We start from the raw sequence: 14,594 nt of genomic DNA, 5'->3' as shown, positions 1-14,594 counted from the left end.
GATCAGTCGACCTCCTCGACCGTCACGAGGTGGCGGACGGTGTGCACCATGCCGCGGAACTCGGGGCGGTCCTCCTTGACGACCACGTCACCCAGGCGCTTGAGGCCCAGGGAACGCAGCGTGTCGCGGTGGTTCTGCTTGCTGCCGATGTAGGACTTCGTCTGCGTGATCTTGAGCTGCGCCATGATTACGCACCCACCCCGGCACGCGCACGAAGCAGAGCCGCGGGGGCGACGTCCTCGAGCGGCAGACCGCGGCGGGCCGCGATCTCCTCGGGACGCTGCAGGCCCTTCAGGGCCTCCACGGTCGCGTGCACGATGTTGATCGCGTTGTCGGAGCCGAGCGACTTCGACAGCACGTCGTGGATACCGGCGCACTCGAGCACGGCGCGCACCGGGCCACCGGCGATGACGCCGGTACCGGGGGACGCGGGCTTGAGCAGCACGACGCCGGCAGCCTTCTCACCCTGGATGGGGTGCGGGATGGTGCCCTGGATGCGGGGAACCTTGAAGAAGTGCTTCTTGGCCTCCTCAACGCCCTTGGCGATGGCGGCCGGCACCTCCTTGGCCTTGCCGTATCCGACACCCACGGTGCCGTCACCGTCGCCCACCACGACCAGCGCGGTGAAGCTGAAGCGACGACCACCCTTCACAACCTTGGCGACGCGGTTGATCGCGACGACGCGCTCAACGTACGCGGTCTTCTCGGCGGCAGCTGCGCCGCCGTCACGGCCCTTCCGGTCCCGCCGCTCGCCGCCACCGGCACCGCCACCGCGGCGCTGGGGTCCAGCCATTGGAATTACCTCTCTCTGTCTCCGCTAGCTACGGAACCAGGACTCAGAACTTGAGTCCGGCCTCGCGGGCGGCGTCCGCCAGGGCGGCGATGCGCCCGGCGTACTGGTTACCACCACGGTCGAACACGACGGCCTCGACACCGGCGGCCTTGGCACGCTCGGCGACCAGAGCGCCGACCTGCTTGGCCTGCGCGGACTTGTCGCCCTCGCCGCGGATCGAGCTGTCCAGGGTGGACGCCGACGCCAGGGTGTGACCCTTCAGGTCGTCGATCACCTGCGCCACGATGTGGCGGTTGGAGCGGGTAACGACCAGACGGGGACGCTCCGCCGTACCGTTGATCCGCTTGCGGATCCGGATGTGACGGCGCTTGATCGCGGCGCGCTTGTAGGCGTCGCCCTTCAGGATCTTCTGCCCGTATGCCATGGTTACTTACCCGCCTTTCCGACCTTGCGGCGGATGACTTCGCCCTCGTACTTGACGCCCTTGGCCTTGTACGGGTCGGGCTTGCGCAGCTTGCGGATGTTGGCCGCAACCTCGCCGACCTTCTGCTTGTCGATGCCCTCGACCGAGAAACGGGTCGGGGTCTCCACCTTGAAGGTGATGCCCTCGGGGGCCTCGACGACGATCGGGTGGCTGTAACCGAGCGCGAACTCGAGGTTCGAGCCCTTGGCGGTCACGCGGTAACCGACACCACTGATCTCGAGCTTCTTCACGTAACCCTGGGTCACGCCGGTGATCATGTTCGCCACCAGCGTGCGGGACAGGCCGTGCAGGGCCTTGCTCTGACGCTCGTCGTTGGGGCGGGACACCTGCAGGGTGCCGTCTTCGCCCTTGGCGATCTCGATCGGCGCCACGACGGTGTGGGTCAGCGTGCCCTTGGGGCCCTTGACCGACACGTTGCGGCCGTCGATGGTGACGTCCACGCCGGCGGGAACCGCGATGGGGAGCTTGCCGATGCGCGACATAGCTGTTTCCTCCGTTCCCTTCTGCTACCAGACGTAGGCGAGGACTTCCCCACCCACGCCCTTCTTGCCGGCCTGCTTGTCGGTGAGGAGCCCGTGCGACGTGGAGATGATCGCCACGCCGAGGCCGCCCAGCACCTTCGGCAGGTTGGTGGACTTCGCGTAGACCCGGAGACCGGGCTTGGAGATCCGCTTGATGCCCGCGATGGAGCGCTCACGATTCGGGCCGAACTTCAGCTCGAGGATGAGGTTCTTGCCGACCTCGGCGTCCTCGACCTTCCAGCCCGTGATGAAGCCCTCCTGCTGGAGGATCTCTGCGATGTGCGACTTGATCTTGGAGTGCGGCATCGACACCGAGTCGTGGTACGCCGAGTTCGCGTTCCGCAGACGCGTCAGCATGTCTGCGATCGGATCAGTCATGGTCATGAATTGGCCTGTGGCCTCTCTCGCCGGGGTTTCCTGGTGCGCCATCCCTCTCCCCGATCCGAGACGGGACGGGTGCGGCGCGGTGGACCTACGGCGTAGTAAGTCGTACGGGCGGCAGACGCCCAACCCCACTAGCCTAAGGCATGCGGAGGTGGGCCCCTGCCGACCCAGATGCTTACCGAGAGCCTGGGGAATCCCTAAATAAGGGGATTACCAGGAGCTCTTGGTCACGCCCGGCAGCTCGCCGCGGTGAGCCATCTCACGAAGGCACACACGGCACAGGCCGAACTTGCGGTACACGGAGTGCGGACGGCCGCAGCGCTGGCAGCGGGTGTAGCCACGCACACCGAACTTGGGCTTGCGAGCAGCCTTAGCGATCAGAGCCTTCTTCGCCATCTCGCTCACGCCTCCTTGAACGGGAAGCCGAGGTGACGAAGGAGCGCGCGGCCCTCAGCGTCGTTGGTCGCCGTGGTGACCACGGTGATGTCCATACCCCGGACGCGGTCGATCTTGTCCTGGTCGATCTCGTGGAACATGACCTGCTCCGTGAGACCGAAGGTGTAGTTGCCACGGCCGTCGAACTGCTTGGGGGACAGACCACGGAAGTCGCGGATGCGCGGCAGCGCGAGCGACAGGGTGCGGTCCAGGAACTCCCACATGCGGTCGCCACGGAGCGTGACGTGGGCACCGATCGGCTGACCCTCACGCAGCTTGAACTGCGCGATGGACTTGCGGGCCTTGGTGACGGCCGGCTTCTGACCGGTGATCGTGGTGAGGTCGCGGATGGCGCCCTCGATCAGCTTGGAGTCGCGGGCGGCGTCGCCCACACCCATGTTGACCACGATCTTGACGAGGCCGGGGATCTGCATGACGTTCTCGTACTTGAACTCGTCACGCAGCTTGCCCGCGATCTCCTCGCGGTACTTCTGCTTCAGACGCGGGGTCGTGGTGGTAGCCATCAGATGTCCTCACCCGTCCGCTTGGCAACGCGGATCTTGTTGCCCTCGTCGTCGAAGCGGTAACCGACACGCGTGACGACCTTCTGGCCGTCCTTCTCCACGACCAGCTGGACGTTGGACACGTGGATCGGGGCCTCGGTGGTCACGATGCCGCCGGCCTGGGAGCCCTTGGCCGTCGGACCGGCCTTCGTGTGCTTCTTGACCCGGTTGACACCCTCGACCAGGACGCGGTCCTCGCGGGGGAAGGCCGCGATGACCTTGCCCTGCTTGCCCTTGTCCTTACCGGTGATGACCTGGACCAGGTCGCCCTTCTTGATCTTCATGCTTACAGCACCTCCGGCGCGAGCGAGATGATCTTCATGAACTTCTTCTCGCGCAGCTCACGGCCGACCGGGCCGAAGATGCGGGTGCCGCGAGGGTCGCCGTCGTTCTTCAGAATGACGGCGGCGTTCTCGTCGAAGCGGATGTACGAGCCGTCCGGACGGCGGCGCTCCTTGACGGTGCGAACGATGACCGCCTTGACGACGTCACCCTTCTTCACGTTGCCACCGGGGATCGCGTCCTTGACGGTGGCGACGATGACGTCACCGATGCCCGCGTAGCGGCGACCGGAGCCACCGAGCACACGGATGCAAAGGATCTCCTTCGCACCAGTGTTGTCGGCGACACGCAGTCGCGACTCCTGCTGGATCACGTCTATCTCCTGTTTGTCTGCCGGTTCCCCGGGGGCCGTTCAGCGAACGGCCCCCGGAGCCTGGCGGAACTGTCCTGCGGGTTTGCCCGCAGGAGAATTACTTGGCCTTCTCGAGGATCTCGACGACGCGCCAGCGCTTCGACGCGGACAGCGGCCGGGTCTCCATCAGGAGGACACGGTCGCCGACACCCGCGGCGTTCTGCTCGTCGTGCGCCTTGAGCTTGTTCGTACGGCGGATGACCTTGCCGTACAGCGCGTGCTTGACGCGGTCCTCGACGGCGACGACGACGGTCTTGTCCATCTTGTCGCTGACGACAAGGCCCTCACGGGTCTTGCGGAAGCCGCGCGCTTCGGTGTTCTCAGTCACGTTGTTCTCGCTCATGCGTTCTCCACCGTTTCGATGCCCAGCTCACGCTCGCGCATCAGGGTGTAGATCCGCGCGATGTCCTTGCGGACCGCCTTCAGACGGCCGTGGTTCTCGAGCTGACCCGTCGCCGCCTGGAAGCGGAGGTTGAACAGCTCTTCCTTGGCCTCGCGGAGCTTCGCCAGAAGCTCCTCGTTGCCCAGCTCGCGCAGCTCGGACGCCTTGGTACCGGCCGACATCACGCTTCACCTGCCTCGCGCTTGACGATCCGGCACTTCATCGGCAGCTTGTGGGCCGCACGAAGGAGCGCCTCACGGGCGATCTTCTCGTTGGGGTACGACATCTCGAACATCACACGTCCGGGCTTGACGTTCGCGATCCACCACTCCGGCGAACCCTTACCGGAACCCATGCGGGTCTCGGCCGGCTTCTTGGTGAGGGGACGGTCCGGGTAGATGTTGATCCAGACCTTGCCGCCACGCTTGATGTGACGGGTCATCGCGATACGAGCTGCCTCGATCTGGCGGTTCGTCACGTAGGCCGGGGTCAGCGCCTGGATGCCGTACTCGCCGAACGCAACCTGCGTGCCGCCCTTGGCAGCGCCGCTGCGCTTGGGGTGGTGCTGCTTGCGGTGCTTGACCCTACGGGGGATCAGCATGTCGGTCAGGCCTCCGTTCCGGTGCTCTCGGCCGGAGCGGCGGCACCGGCCTCGGCCTGGGGGGCCTCGGCGGCGGGAGCCTGCTGCTGCGGCTTGCGACCGCGCCGCTCGCCACCACGGCCACCACGGGCCGGGCGGTCGGCGCCACCGCGGGCCGGGCGGTTACCCGCACGGGCGGCAGCGTTCTCGGCGCGGACCTCGGCGATGTTCTTGACGTCGCCCTTGTAGATCCAGACCTTCACGCCGATGCGGCCGAAGGTCGTCTTGGCCTCGAAGAAGCCGTAGTCCACGTTCGCGCGGAGCGTGTGCAGGGGCACGCGGCCCTCGCGGTAGAACTCCGAGCGGGACATCTCGGCGCCGCCGAGGCGGCCACCGCACTGGATCTTGATGCCCTTGGCGCCGGCCTTCATCGCCGACTGCATGCTCTTACGCATGGCGCGGCGGAAGGAGACGCGGGAGGAGAGCTGCTCGGCGACGGCCTGGGCCACGAGCTGAGCGTCCGTCTCGGGGTTCTTGACCTCGAGGATGTTCAGCTGGACCTGCTTGCCGGTGAGCTTCTCGAGGTCGCCGCGGATGCGGTCGGCCTCGGCGCCGCGGCGGCCGATGACGATGCCCGGACGAGCGGTGTGGATGTCCACACGCACGCGGTCACGGGTGCGCTCGATCTCGACCTTGGAGATGCCGGCGCGCTCCATGCCGGACGTCATCATCCGACGGATGGCGACGTCTTCCTTGACGTAGTCCTTGTACAGCTTGTCGGCGTACCAGCGGGACTTGAAGTCCGTGGTGATGCCGAGCCGGAACCCATGCGGGTTAACCTTCTGGCCCATTACCGGGTTCCTTCCTTGCTGCTGACGACCACGGTGATGTGGCTGGTCCGCTTGCGGATCCGGTAGGCACGGCCCTGGGCGCGCGGCCGGAACCGCTTCAGGGTCGGGCCCTCATCGACGTACGCCTCGGAGACGAAGAGGCTGTCGACATCGGTGTGGTCGTAGTTGTGCGCGGCGTTGGCGATGGCGCTGTCCAGCACCTTGCCGACCGGCACGCTCGCGGCCTGCGGGGCGAAACGCAGGACCGCCTGAGCCTCCGTGGCGTCCATGCCACGGATGAGGTCCACCACGCGGCGGGCCTTCATGGGCGTGACGCGGATGTACCGCGCCTGGGCCCTGGCTTCCATGGTTGTCCTTCCAGTGTCTGTCATGGTCATTCCACCCCGCGCTTAGCGGCGCTTCGACTTCCGGTCGTCCTTGACGTGACCCCGGAAGGTGCGCGTCGGCGAGAACTCGCCGAGCTTGTGGCCGACCATCGACTCGGTGACGAACACCGGAATGTGGGTCTTGCCGTTGTGCACCGCGATCGTGTGACCCAGCATGGCCGGGATGATCATCGAGCGACGGGACCAGGTCTTGATGACGTTCTTGGTGCCGGCTTCGTTCTGGGCGTCCACCTTCTTGATCAGGTGGTCGTCGACGAAGGGCCCCTTCTTGAGACTGCGCGGCATCTAAACCCGCTCCTAGCGCTTCTTGTTCGTCTTGCGGCGGCGGACGATGTACTTGTTCGAAGCCTTCTTCGGCGAACGAGTACGACCTTCCTTCTGACCCCAGGGGCTGACCGGGTGGCGACCACCGGAGGTCTTGCCCTCACCACCACCGTGGGGGTGGTCAACCGGGTTCATCGCCACACCGCGAACGGTCGGGCGGACGCCGAGCCAGCGCTTGCGGCCGGCCTTGCCCCAGTTGATGTTGCTCTGCTCGGCGTTGCCGACCTCGCCGACCGTGGCGCGGCAGCGCTGGTCGACCAGGCGGATCTCACCGGACGGCATGCGGAGGTGGGCCATCGAGCCCTCCTTCGCGAGCAGCTGCACGGAGGCACCGGCGGAGCGGGCGAACTTGGCACCGCCACCGGGACGGAGCTCGATCGCGTGGATCGTGGTACCGACCGGGATGTTGCGGAGGGCCAGGTTGTTGCCCGGCTTGATGTCGGCCCCGGGACCGTTCTCCACGCGGTCGCCCTGCTGCAGGTTGCGCGGGGCGAGGATGTAGCGCTTCTCACCGTCGGCGTAATGCAGCAGCGCGATGCGCGCGGTGCGGTTGGGGTCGTACTCGATGTGCGCGACCTTCGCCGGCACGCCGTCCTTGTCGTGACGACGGAAGTCGATCACACGGTAGGCGCGCTTGTGGCCACCACCCTGGTGGCGGACGGTCACACGACCGGAGTTGTTACGGCCACCCTTGCTGTGCAGGGGGCGGACCAACGACTTCTCCGGCGTGGACCGCGTGACCTCGACGAAGTCGGCGACGCTGGAGCCACGGCGGCCCGGCGTAGTCGGCTTGTACTTGCGGATTCCCATTTCTCAGTCCTCGTCCGATATCGGACGATCCGGACCGCCCTCAGGCGGTCGGACCGCCGAAGATGTCGATACGGTCGCCCTCGGCGAGGGTCACGATCGCGCGCTTGGTGGCGGCGCGCTGACCGAAACCGGTCTTGGTGCGCTTCCGCTTGCCCTGGCGGTTGATCGTGTTGACCCCGGTGACCTTGACCGAGAAGACCGCCTGGACGGCCTGCTTGATCTGGGTCTTGTTGGCGTTCGGGTCGACGATGAACGTGTACTTGTTCTCGTCGAGGAGCGCGTAGCTCTTCTCCGACACGACCGGCTTCAGCAGCACGTCACGGGGGTCCGTGTACGCCTTGCTGGGAGCGGTGACGACGGTGTTCTTGCCCTCGGCCTCGTGGCGGCGCGCCTTGGCGACGCGCGCGGCCTTGGCGGCCTTGGCGGCCTTGGAGGCGATGCTCGGGTGACGCGTAGCCATCAGGCGTCACTCCCTTCGGTGTCGTTGGCCTTCGGGCCGGCGACGAAGGACTCGAGAGCGGCCTGGGTGAAGACCACGTCGTCCGAGACGATCACGTCGTACGTGTTCAGCTGGCCCGGCTCCAGGATGTGGACCTGGGGCAGGTTGCGGGCGGACAGCCACGCGGCCTCGTCGGCGCGGTCGACGACCAGGAGCAGGTTCTTGCGCTCCGAGATCTTGCCGAACAGCGTCCTGGCGGACTTCGTGGAGGGGGTCTCGCCCTCGACCACGCCGGTGACGACGTGGATGCGGTTGTGGCGGGCCCGGTCGGTGAGGGCGTGGCGCAGGGCCGCGGCCTTCATCTTCTTCGGGGTCCGCTGCGAGTAGTCACGCGGCTGCGGGCCGTGGACGACGCCACCGCCGGCGAACTGCGGGGCGCGGGTCGAACCCTGGCGGGCGCGGCCGGTGCCCTTCTGGCGGTACGGCTTCTTGCCGCCACCACGGACTTCACCGCGGGTCTTGGTCTTGTGCGTGCCCTGGCGGGCAGCCGCGTTCTGCGCGACGACGACCTGGTGGATCAGCGGGATGCTGACCTTCTCCACGCCGAAGATCTCCGCGGGGAGCTCGACGCTACCGGTCTTCTCGCCGGCAGGCGAAAGGATGTCAACAGTGCTCATCGGTTACCTCAGGCCCCCTTGGCCGCGGTGCGGACCAGGACGAGGCCGCCGTTCGGACCGGGAACCGCGCCCTTGATGAGCAGCAGACCCTTCTCCGCGTCAACGGCGTGGACGGTCAGGTTCTGGGTGGTGACCCGCTCGTTGCCCATGCGACCCGCCATGCGGAGGCCCTTGAACACACGACCCGGGGTGGCGCAGCCGCCGATGGAACCGGGGGAGCGGTGCTTGCGCTGGGTGCCGTGTCCGGCGCCGAGGCCACGGAAGTTGTGGCGCTTCATGACGCCGGCGAAGCCCTTGCCCTTGCTCTTGCCGGTCACGTCGACCTTCACGCCGGCCTCGAACACCTCGGCGGTGATCTCCTGGCCCAGCGTGTACTCGGAGGCGTCCGCGGTGCGGATCTCGACGAGGTGACGACGGGGGGTGACGTCGGCCTTGGCGAAGTGACCCTTGAGGGGCTTGTTCACCTTGCGCGGGTCGATCTCGCCGAAGGCGATCTGGACGGACTCGTAGCCGTCGACGTCGTTGGTGCGGACCTGGGTGACGACGTTGGGGCCGGCCTTGACGACGGTGACCGGAACAACACGGTTGTTCTCGTCCCACACCTGCGTCATGCCGAGCTTCTCGCCCAGGATGCCCTTGATCTGCTTAGCCATCTCTCAGATCACCGGCCTCAGAGCTTGATCTCGATGTCGACACCGGCCGGGAGGTCGAGTCGCATCAGAGAGTCAACGGTCTTGGGGGTCGGGTCGAGGATGTCGATCAGGCGCTTGTGCGTGCGCATCTCGAAGTGCTCGCGCGAGTCCTTGTACTTGTGCGGCGACTTGATGACGCAGTACACGTTCTTCTCAGTGGGCAGCGGCACCGGGCCCGCGACCGACGCACCAGTGCGGGTCACCGTCTCGACGATCTTCTTCGCCGAGGAGTCGATGACCTCGTGGTCGTAGGCCTTGAGCCGGATGCGGATCTTCTGTCCCGCCATGGCTACTCAGTAGTCCTGTCTCTTCTAACGCTCTGGAACCTGGTGTTCCCTTACCCGATCCTCCGACCCACGCGGTCGGGCGTGTCGCGCTCCCGCTGACACGGATGTCCCTTGTTCGAACATCCCTGCGGGGAATGCACACGGCCCTTCCGGAACCGCAGACCGGGGGCGGAAGGCCCACCGGGTGCCTGGCCGGTGCCGCGCCCACGCTTCCCGGAAGATTCCCGTACGTCCGCCCCAGTGCTGCCCGCAGGCAGTTAGGGCGACGAGTACTGTGGGACTCGCTTCCGGTCCTCCCGGCGGGAGGCGCGCAGCATCAACACTCGACCGAGCAACTCGGACAGTCTGCCATATGGGGCAGGTCCTCCGCCAATCGAGCCGGAGAGAATACCCCGGGAGTGACGTAGGTCAAACGGGCGGGCGAACCGGCCCGGCGTGCGGATGCGGACCCGGCCCGCGACGGACGGCCCCCGGTCGCACGCGACTTCGCCGCTCACCACCGCAGCAGCACGCCCCGCCAGACCCAACCCGCCCCCAGCACGGCGTCCTGGAGGGGCCCCTTCATCTCCCGCGGGTCGAAGCGCAGCGTCTCCACCCTGCGGCGACGTCCGTCGGGCCCCCGCTCGTACGTCCACTGCCGGGACACCGAGAACGACGGGCCCCGACCGTAACGCCGGCCGCCCTCGGGGTCCTTGTCCCAGCGCTCCTCCAGGACGCGCACCTCGTGCCGCTCCGCGACGAAGCGCAGACGCGTCCTGAGGGACAGGTCCAGCGCCGGGACCCGGCACTCGGCGACCAGGTCCGCCTTCTCCGCGGGCAGCGCGTTGCGCACCCGGAAGGGCACGTCCGGTCCGTTGCGGGCCAGCAGCGCGGCGCGGAGCTCCAGGGCCGGCAACGGCACCGCGCCGCTGTCGGGATACGCCGTGCCGGTGAACCTGTCCCACAGGCTCCCCCGTCGTACCGGCTCTGCCATGACCGCCGTCCTCCCCGTCCGTCCGCCCACGCTGTCCTGTCGATCACCGTGGACATCCATCCGTACTCGTTCCCGGCCTGCGTGGACAACCCCGTTCCGGTCCCGGCACCGCCTGTCCCCGGGGCCGCCGCCCGGTGCCGAGACGGCGTCGACGATCCGGCCGGTGACCGCCCGCCCGCCGCTCCCGGGGACTCCCGGCGGCCCGGCTCCTCGCCCGCCCTCTCCAACGGCAGGGCGGCCGCGGGACGGTGTCGCCCTCCCGGATCCGCCAGGGGCCGACGGGCGGTCCGTGGAGCTGCGTCCACCCGGCCGCTGCCGGCGTCCACGACGTCCCCACCGCCGAAGGCACCCCGCCGGCCCGGATCACCCGCCGCGCCGGCCGCAGCCCCTCCCTGCCCCGCCGCGTGGGCCGGACGGCACGGCTCCCCCACGCGCCCACCCCTTCGCCGGCCGGAGGCGACCGGGTACGCCTGGCTCGCGCAGGGGCGGCCAGCCCCCGCCCGGCTCCTCCCGGCGCTTCTGTGCGGCCGTGTACGCGCTCCTGGACGGCCGCGCGGACGGACATGGTGCGGCAGGCCTGGACGCGCACGCGGGCGCGTCCAGGGCGTCGGCACGGTTCCGGACCACCGGGCCCGTCAGCGGGGCCCACCCTCCACGGGCCCTGGACGCCGGACGCACGTGCCCTGGCGGTCCCGCGGACCTGGGAGAGGAAGGGCCGGCCCCGGGGCTTGCCGGGCATGCGAAAGGGGCCCGTACGACGAGTCGTACGGGCCCCTTCAGGAGCTCGCAGTCGGAGCTACCAGGTCAAGATCACTTGTTGATCTTGGTGACCTGGCCGGCGCCCACGGTACGACCACCCTCACGGATGGCGAACTTCAGGCCCTCTTCCATGGCGATGGGCTGGATGAGCTCCACCTTCATCTCGGTGTTGTCACCCGGCATGACCATCTCGGTGCCCTCGGGGAGGGTCACGACGCCGGTCACGTCCGTCGTACGGAAGTAGAACTGCGGGCGGTAGTTGTTGAAGAACGGGGTGTGGCGACCACCCTCGTCCTTCGACAGGATGTAGGCCTGGGCCTCGAACTCGGTGTGCGGGGTGACCGAGCCCGGCTTGATGATGACCTGGCCGCGCTCGACGTCCTCGCGCTTGATGCCGCGGAGCAGCAGACCGACGTTCTCACCGGCCTGGCCCTCGTCGAGCAGCTTGCGGAACATCTCGATGCCGGTGACCGTGGTGGTGGTCTTCTCGGTCTTGATGCCGATGATGTCCACGGTCTCGTTGACCTTGAGGACACCACGCTCGATACGGCCGGTGACGACCGTACCGCGACCGGTGATGGTGAAGACGTCCTCGATCGGCATGAGGAACGGCTTGTCGACGTCGCGCTCCGGCTCCGGGATCGCGCTGTCGACGGCGTCCATCAGCTCCAGGACGGACTTGCCCCACTCGGCGTCGCCCTCGAGCGCCTTGAGCGCCGAGACCTTGACGACCGGGACGTCGTCGCCCGGGAACTCGTACTCGGAGAGGAGCTCACGGACCTCGAGCTCGACGAGCTCCAGGATCTCCTCGTCGTCGACCATGTCGGCCTTGTTCAGGGCGACGACGATGTACGGCACGCCGACCTGACGGGCCAGGAGCACGTGCTCCTTGGTCTGCGGCATCGGGCCGTCGGTGGCGGCGACCACGAGGATCGCGCCGTCCATCTGCGCGGCACCGGTGATCATGTTCTTGATGTAGTCCGCGTGACCCGGGCAGTCGACGTGGGCGTAGTGACGCGCCTCCGTCTGGTACTCGACGTGCGCGATGGAGATGGTGATACCGCGCTGACGCTCCTCAGGAGCCTTGTCGATCTGGTCGAAGGCCGAGGCCTCGTTCAGGTCCGGGTACTTGTCGTGCAGCACCTTGGTAATGGCGGCCGTGAGGGTCGTCTTACCGTGGTCGATGTGACCGATGGTGCCGATGTTGACGTGCGGCTTAGTCCGCTCGAACTTCGCCTTCGCCACTGGGGTCCTCCTGTGGAGTGGTTCTGTACGCCTTACTTCATCGGCGCCAGGTGATCTTTGCTGGAAAGCCCGGGCCTCGGGGCGAGCACCTGCTGAGGCGGGTGTTCGCCCCGCGAGGCTCCGGAGTCAAGCCTAAAGCGTGTGAACGGGGTGCGTTACTCGCCCTTGGCCTTCGCGATGATCTCCTCGGCGACGTTCCGCGGAACCTCGGCGTAGGAGTCGAACTGCATCGAGTAGCTTGCGCGACCCGACGTCTTGCTGCGGAGGTCGCCGACGTAGCCGAACATCTCCGACAGGGGCACGAGGCCCTTGACGACGCGGGCACCGGCCCGCTCCTCCATGGCCTGGATCTGACCACGGCGGGAGTTGATGTCGCCGATGACCTCACCCATGTAGTCCTCGGGCGTGGTGACCTCGACGGCCATCATCGGCTCGAGCAGCACGGGGCTGGCCTTGCGCGCGGCCTCCTTGAAGGCCTGCGAACCGGCGATCTTGAAGGCGAGCTCGGAGGAGTCGACCTCGTGGTAGGCACCGTCGAGCAGCGTGACACGCACACCGGTCATCTCGTAACCGGCGAGGATGCCGAACTGCATGGCCTCCTGCGCACCGGCGTCGACCGAGGGGATGTACTCCTTCGGCACACGGCCACCGGTGACCTTGTTGACGAACTCGTACGACGTGTCGCCGCCCTCGATGGGCTCGATCGCGATGATGACGCGAGCGAACTGGCCGGTACCACCCGTCTGCTTCTTGTGGGTGAACTCGACCTTCTCGACGGCCTTGCGGATCGTCTCACGGTACGCGACCTGCGGCTTGCCGACGTTGGCCTCGACCTTGAACTCACGGCGCATACGGTCGACCAGCACCTCGAGGTGCAGCTCGCCCATACCACCGATGATGGTCTGACCGGTCTCCTCGTCCGAGTGGACCTGGAAGGACGGGTCCTCCTCGGCGAGGCGCTGGATCGCGATGCCCAGCTTCTCCTGGTCGCCCTTCGACTTGGGCTCGATGGCGACCTGGATGACCGGGGCCGGGAAGTCCATGGACTCCAGGATGACCGGCTGCTTCTCGTCGCAGAGCGTCTCACCGGTGGTGGTCTGCTTCAGGCCCATGACGGCGACGATGTCGCCGGCGCCCACCGAGTCGATCTCCTCACGCTTGTTGGCGTGCATGCGGTAGATCTTGCCGATGCGCTCCTTGCGGCCCTTGACCGAGTTGAGCACGGCGGAGCCGGACTCGAGGCGGCCGGAGTAGACGCGCACGAAGGTGAGCTTGCCGAGGTGCGGGTCGCTCATGATCTTGAACGCCAGCGCCGACAGCGGCTCGTCGTCGGAGGGCTTGCGCTTGACGACCGTCTCCGCGTCCTTGACGTCGTGGCCCTCGATGGCCTCGATGTCGACCGGGGACGGCAGGTAGCGCACGACCGCGTCGAGCAGGGGCTGAACGCCCTTGTTCTTGAACGCGGTACCGCAGAACACCGGGGTCACGGTGGTGCCGGTGCCCTTGCCGGACGCGATGGTGATGCGACGGATGGCCGCGTAGAGCTGCTCCACCGAGGGCTCCTCGCCCTCGAGGTACAGCTCCATGAGCTCCTCGTCGTTCTCCGCCACGGCCTCGAGCAGCTTGCCGCGCCATTCCTCGGCAGCCTCGGTGTGGGTGTCCGGGATGTCGACGGTGTCGTACATCTCGCCCTTGGTCGCCTCGGCGGACCAGACGAGGGCCTTCATCGTCACGAGGTCGATGACGCCCTTGAAGTCGGCCTCGGCACCGATCGGCAGCTGCATGACGAGCGGCTGCGCACCCAGGCGGTCGGTGATCATGTCGACACAGCGGTGGAACTCGGCACCGGTGCGGTCGAGCTTGTTGACGAAGCAGATGCGCGGAACGCCGTAGCGGTCCGCCTGACGCCACACCGTCTCGGACTGGGGCTCGACGCCGGCGACGCCGTCGAACACCGTCACGGCACCGTCGAGCACGCGCAGGGAGCGCTCCACCTCGACGGTGAAGTCGACGTGCCCCGGGGTGTCGATGATGTTGATGGTGTGGTCGACGTCTTCCAGCGGCCAGTGACAGGTGGTGGCAGCAGAGGTGATCGTGATGCCACGCTCCTGCTCCTGCTCCATCCAGTCCATGGTGGCAGCGCCGTCGTGGACCTCACCGATCTTGTACGAGACGCCGGTGTAGAACAGGATCCGCTCGGTGGTGGTCGTCTTGCCCGCGTCGATGTGGGCCATGATGCCGATGTTGCGCACCTTGGCCAGGTCAAGCGAAGTGGTAGCCATAAGGCTTCAGTCTTCTCTCGGTCTCGATGTGGA

23 protein-coding genes are annotated in these 14,594 nt (G+C 67.4%); all 23 read right to left on the bottom strand.

Annotated features, from left to right (window positions below; genetic code table 11):
• Positions 1-2: 2 nt before the first annotated feature.
• The 23 genes from rpmD to fusA all read right to left on the bottom strand — a co-directional run bounded on the left by rpmD (position 3) and on the right by fusA (position 14,561).
• Entirely contained in the window at positions 3-185 is a 183-nt protein-coding gene (rpmD, locus tag ACZ4YY_RS19055) for a 50S ribosomal protein L30 (RefSeq protein WP_009190145.1), read from the bottom strand.
• 2 nt (positions 186-187) lie between these two features.
• Complete coding sequence (gene rpsE / locus ACZ4YY_RS19050) at positions 188-793, bottom strand: 30S ribosomal protein S5 (protein ID WP_003998815.1); 606 nt, start codon at positions 791-793, stop codon at positions 188-190.
• 43 nt (positions 794-836) lie between these two features.
• A complete protein-coding gene (gene rplR / locus ACZ4YY_RS19045) occupies positions 837-1,217 on the bottom strand; it encodes a 50S ribosomal protein L18 (protein ID WP_468291095.1) in 381 nt (126 codons plus the stop codon).
• 2 nt (positions 1,218-1,219) lie between these two features.
• On the bottom strand, positions 1,220-1,759 hold the full coding sequence (gene rplF / locus ACZ4YY_RS19040) for a 50S ribosomal protein L6 (protein ID WP_468291092.1): 540 nt from the start codon (positions 1,757-1,759) through the stop codon (positions 1,220-1,222).
• A gap of 24 nt (positions 1,760-1,783) precedes the next feature.
• Positions 1,784-2,182, bottom strand: coding sequence for a 30S ribosomal protein S8 (gene rpsH / locus ACZ4YY_RS19035; protein ID WP_468291089.1), 399 nt, complete (start codon positions 2,180-2,182; stop codon positions 1,784-1,786).
• A 210-nt stretch (positions 2,183-2,392) separates the two neighbouring features.
• A complete protein-coding gene (locus tag ACZ4YY_RS19030; RefSeq protein WP_003948630.1) occupies positions 2,393-2,578 on the bottom strand; it encodes a type Z 30S ribosomal protein S14 in 186 nt (61 codons plus the stop codon).
• A 5-nt stretch (positions 2,579-2,583) separates the two neighbouring features.
• On the bottom strand, positions 2,584-3,141 hold the full coding sequence (gene rplE, locus ACZ4YY_RS19025) for a 50S ribosomal protein L5 (protein WP_016434630.1): 558 nt from the start codon (positions 3,139-3,141) through the stop codon (positions 2,584-2,586).
• Positions 3,141-3,464 (bottom strand): 50S ribosomal protein L24, encoded by a 324-nt coding sequence (rplX, locus tag ACZ4YY_RS19020; RefSeq protein WP_055632348.1) that lies wholly within the window; start codon positions 3,462-3,464, stop codon positions 3,141-3,143. The genes rplE and rplX overlap by 1 nt, the downstream gene beginning before the upstream one ends.
• Positions 3,465-3,466: 2 nt before the next feature.
• Complete coding sequence (gene rplN / locus ACZ4YY_RS19015) at positions 3,467-3,835, bottom strand: 50S ribosomal protein L14 (RefSeq protein WP_003998823.1); 369 nt, start codon at positions 3,833-3,835, stop codon at positions 3,467-3,469.
• A 97-nt stretch (positions 3,836-3,932) separates the two neighbouring features.
• A complete protein-coding gene (rpsQ, locus tag ACZ4YY_RS19010) occupies positions 3,933-4,217 on the bottom strand; it encodes a 30S ribosomal protein S17 (RefSeq protein ID WP_263231444.1) in 285 nt (94 codons plus the stop codon).
• Complete coding sequence (gene rpmC, locus ACZ4YY_RS19005) at positions 4,214-4,438, bottom strand: 50S ribosomal protein L29 (protein ID WP_007494763.1); 225 nt, start codon at positions 4,436-4,438, stop codon at positions 4,214-4,216. Before rpmC ends, rpsQ begins: the two co-directional genes overlap by 4 nt.
• Positions 4,438-4,857: a 50S ribosomal protein L16 gene (gene rplP / locus ACZ4YY_RS19000; protein WP_468291085.1), complete on the bottom strand. Its 420-nt coding sequence runs from the start codon at positions 4,855-4,857 to the stop codon at positions 4,438-4,440. Before rplP ends, rpmC begins: the two co-directional genes overlap by 1 nt.
• Positions 4,858-4,862: 5 nt before the next feature.
• Complete coding sequence (gene rpsC, locus ACZ4YY_RS18995; RefSeq protein ID WP_391998786.1) at positions 4,863-5,687, bottom strand: 30S ribosomal protein S3; 825 nt, start codon at positions 5,685-5,687, stop codon at positions 4,863-4,865.
• Positions 5,687-6,034, bottom strand: coding sequence for a 50S ribosomal protein L22 (gene rplV, locus ACZ4YY_RS18990; RefSeq protein ID WP_030778516.1), 348 nt, complete (start codon positions 6,032-6,034; stop codon positions 5,687-5,689). Before rplV ends, rpsC begins: the two co-directional genes overlap by 1 nt.
• A gap of 42 nt (positions 6,035-6,076) precedes the next feature.
• Positions 6,077-6,358 carry a 30S ribosomal protein S19 gene (gene rpsS, locus ACZ4YY_RS18985; RefSeq protein ID WP_033528345.1) on the bottom strand — a complete coding sequence of 94 codons (282 nt, stop codon included), beginning with the start codon at positions 6,356-6,358 and terminating at the stop codon, positions 6,077-6,079.
• 12 nt (positions 6,359-6,370) lie between these two features.
• Positions 6,371-7,207 carry a 50S ribosomal protein L2 gene (gene rplB, locus ACZ4YY_RS18980; protein WP_030788280.1) on the bottom strand — a complete coding sequence of 279 codons (837 nt, stop codon included), beginning with the start codon at positions 7,205-7,207 and terminating at the stop codon, positions 6,371-6,373.
• A 40-nt stretch (positions 7,208-7,247) separates the two neighbouring features.
• Entirely contained in the window at positions 7,248-7,667 is a 420-nt protein-coding gene (rplW, locus tag ACZ4YY_RS18975; protein WP_385066698.1) for a 50S ribosomal protein L23, read from the bottom strand.
• Positions 7,667-8,323, bottom strand: coding sequence for a 50S ribosomal protein L4 (gene rplD / locus ACZ4YY_RS18970; RefSeq protein ID WP_468291080.1), 657 nt, complete (start codon positions 8,321-8,323; stop codon positions 7,667-7,669). The genes rplW and rplD overlap by 1 nt, the downstream gene beginning before the upstream one ends.
• A gap of 8 nt (positions 8,324-8,331) precedes the next feature.
• Complete coding sequence (rplC, locus tag ACZ4YY_RS18965; protein WP_014674369.1) at positions 8,332-8,976, bottom strand: 50S ribosomal protein L3; 645 nt, start codon at positions 8,974-8,976, stop codon at positions 8,332-8,334.
• A 17-nt stretch (positions 8,977-8,993) separates the two neighbouring features.
• The gene (gene rpsJ / locus ACZ4YY_RS18960; protein WP_003948644.1) at positions 8,994-9,302 is read right to left on the bottom strand and encodes a 30S ribosomal protein S10; all 309 of its coding nucleotides are present in this window, start codon (positions 9,300-9,302) and stop codon (positions 8,994-8,996) included.
• Positions 9,303-9,795: 493 nt separating this feature from the next.
• Positions 9,796-10,275 (bottom strand): hypothetical protein, encoded by a 480-nt coding sequence (locus ACZ4YY_RS18955; protein ID WP_468291077.1) that lies wholly within the window; start codon positions 10,273-10,275, stop codon positions 9,796-9,798.
• A gap of 810 nt (positions 10,276-11,085) precedes the next feature.
• Entirely contained in the window at positions 11,086-12,279 is a 1,194-nt protein-coding gene (tuf, locus tag ACZ4YY_RS18950; RefSeq protein WP_468291074.1) for an elongation factor Tu, read from the bottom strand.
• Between the two features lie 155 nt (positions 12,280-12,434).
• On the bottom strand, positions 12,435-14,561 hold the full coding sequence (gene fusA / locus ACZ4YY_RS18945) for an elongation factor G (protein ID WP_468291072.1): 2,127 nt from the start codon (positions 14,559-14,561) through the stop codon (positions 12,435-12,437).
• Positions 14,562-14,594: the final 33 nt, after the last annotated feature.

The sequence above is a fragment of the Streptomyces sp. NPDC030143 genome, from assembly GCF_055573695.1.
Note: the sequence above shows the minus strand (reverse complement) of the source record. Positions and strands in the feature narration are given on the sequence as shown.

Excerpts from the sequence above, each read along its gene's own strand:
- rplE (WP_016434630.1), bottom strand. The coding sequence starts at position 3,141 with ATGGCTACCACCACGACCCCGCGTCTGAAGCAGAAGTACCGCGAGGAG.
- rplP (WP_468291085.1), bottom strand. The coding sequence starts at position 4,857 with ATGCTGATCCCCCGTAGGGTCAAGCACCGCAAGCAGCACCACCCCAAG.
- rplB (WP_030788280.1), bottom strand. The coding sequence starts at position 7,207 with ATGGGAATCCGCAAGTACAAGCCGACTACGCCGGGCCGCCGTGGCTCC.
- rplV (WP_030778516.1), bottom strand. The coding sequence starts at position 6,034 with ATGGAAGCCAGGGCCCAGGCGCGGTACATCCGCGTCACGCCCATGAAG.
- rpmD (WP_009190145.1), bottom strand. The coding sequence starts at position 185 with ATGGCGCAGCTCAAGATCACGCAGACGAAGTCCTACATCGGCAGCAAG.
- rpsJ (WP_003948644.1), bottom strand. The coding sequence starts at position 9,302 with ATGGCGGGACAGAAGATCCGCATCCGGCTCAAGGCCTACGACCACGAG.
- rpsQ (WP_263231444.1), bottom strand. The coding sequence starts at position 4,217 with ATGAGCGAGAACAACGTGACTGAGAACACCGAAGCGCGCGGCTTCCGC.
- rpsH (WP_468291089.1), bottom strand. The coding sequence starts at position 2,182 with ATGACCATGACTGATCCGATCGCAGACATGCTGACGCGTCTGCGGAAC.
- rpsC (WP_391998786.1), bottom strand. The coding sequence starts at position 5,687 with ATGGGCCAGAAGGTTAACCCGCATGGGTTCCGGCTCGGCATCACCACG.
- rpmC (WP_007494763.1), bottom strand. The coding sequence starts at position 4,438 with ATGTCGGCCGGTACCAAGGCGTCCGAGCTGCGCGAGCTGGGCAACGAG.
- fusA (WP_468291072.1), bottom strand. The coding sequence starts at position 14,561 with ATGGCTACCACTTCGCTTGACCTGGCCAAGGTGCGCAACATCGGCATC.
- rpsE (WP_003998815.1), bottom strand. The coding sequence starts at position 793 with ATGGCTGGACCCCAGCGCCGCGGTGGCGGTGCCGGTGGCGGCGAGCGG.
- rplX (WP_055632348.1), bottom strand. The coding sequence starts at position 3,464 with ATGAAGATCAAGAAGGGCGACCTGGTCCAGGTCATCACCGGTAAGGAC.
- rpsS (WP_033528345.1), bottom strand. The coding sequence starts at position 6,358 with ATGCCGCGCAGTCTCAAGAAGGGGCCCTTCGTCGACGACCACCTGATC.
- rplW (WP_385066698.1), bottom strand. The coding sequence starts at position 7,667 with ATGGCTACGCGTCACCCGAGCATCGCCTCCAAGGCCGCCAAGGCCGCC.
- rplC (WP_014674369.1), bottom strand. The coding sequence starts at position 8,976 with ATGGCTAAGCAGATCAAGGGCATCCTGGGCGAGAAGCTCGGCATGACG.
- ACZ4YY_RS19030 (WP_003948630.1), bottom strand. The coding sequence starts at position 2,578 with ATGGCGAAGAAGGCTCTGATCGCTAAGGCTGCTCGCAAGCCCAAGTTC.
- rplF (WP_468291092.1), bottom strand. The coding sequence starts at position 1,759 with ATGTCGCGCATCGGCAAGCTCCCCATCGCGGTTCCCGCCGGCGTGGAC.
- rplD (WP_468291080.1), bottom strand. The coding sequence starts at position 8,323 with ATGAGCACTGTTGACATCCTTTCGCCTGCCGGCGAGAAGACCGGTAGC.
- rplR (WP_468291095.1), bottom strand. The coding sequence starts at position 1,217 with ATGGCATACGGGCAGAAGATCCTGAAGGGCGACGCCTACAAGCGCGCC.
- ACZ4YY_RS18955 (WP_468291077.1), bottom strand. The coding sequence starts at position 10,275 with ATGGCAGAGCCGGTACGACGGGGGAGCCTGTGGGACAGGTTCACCGGC.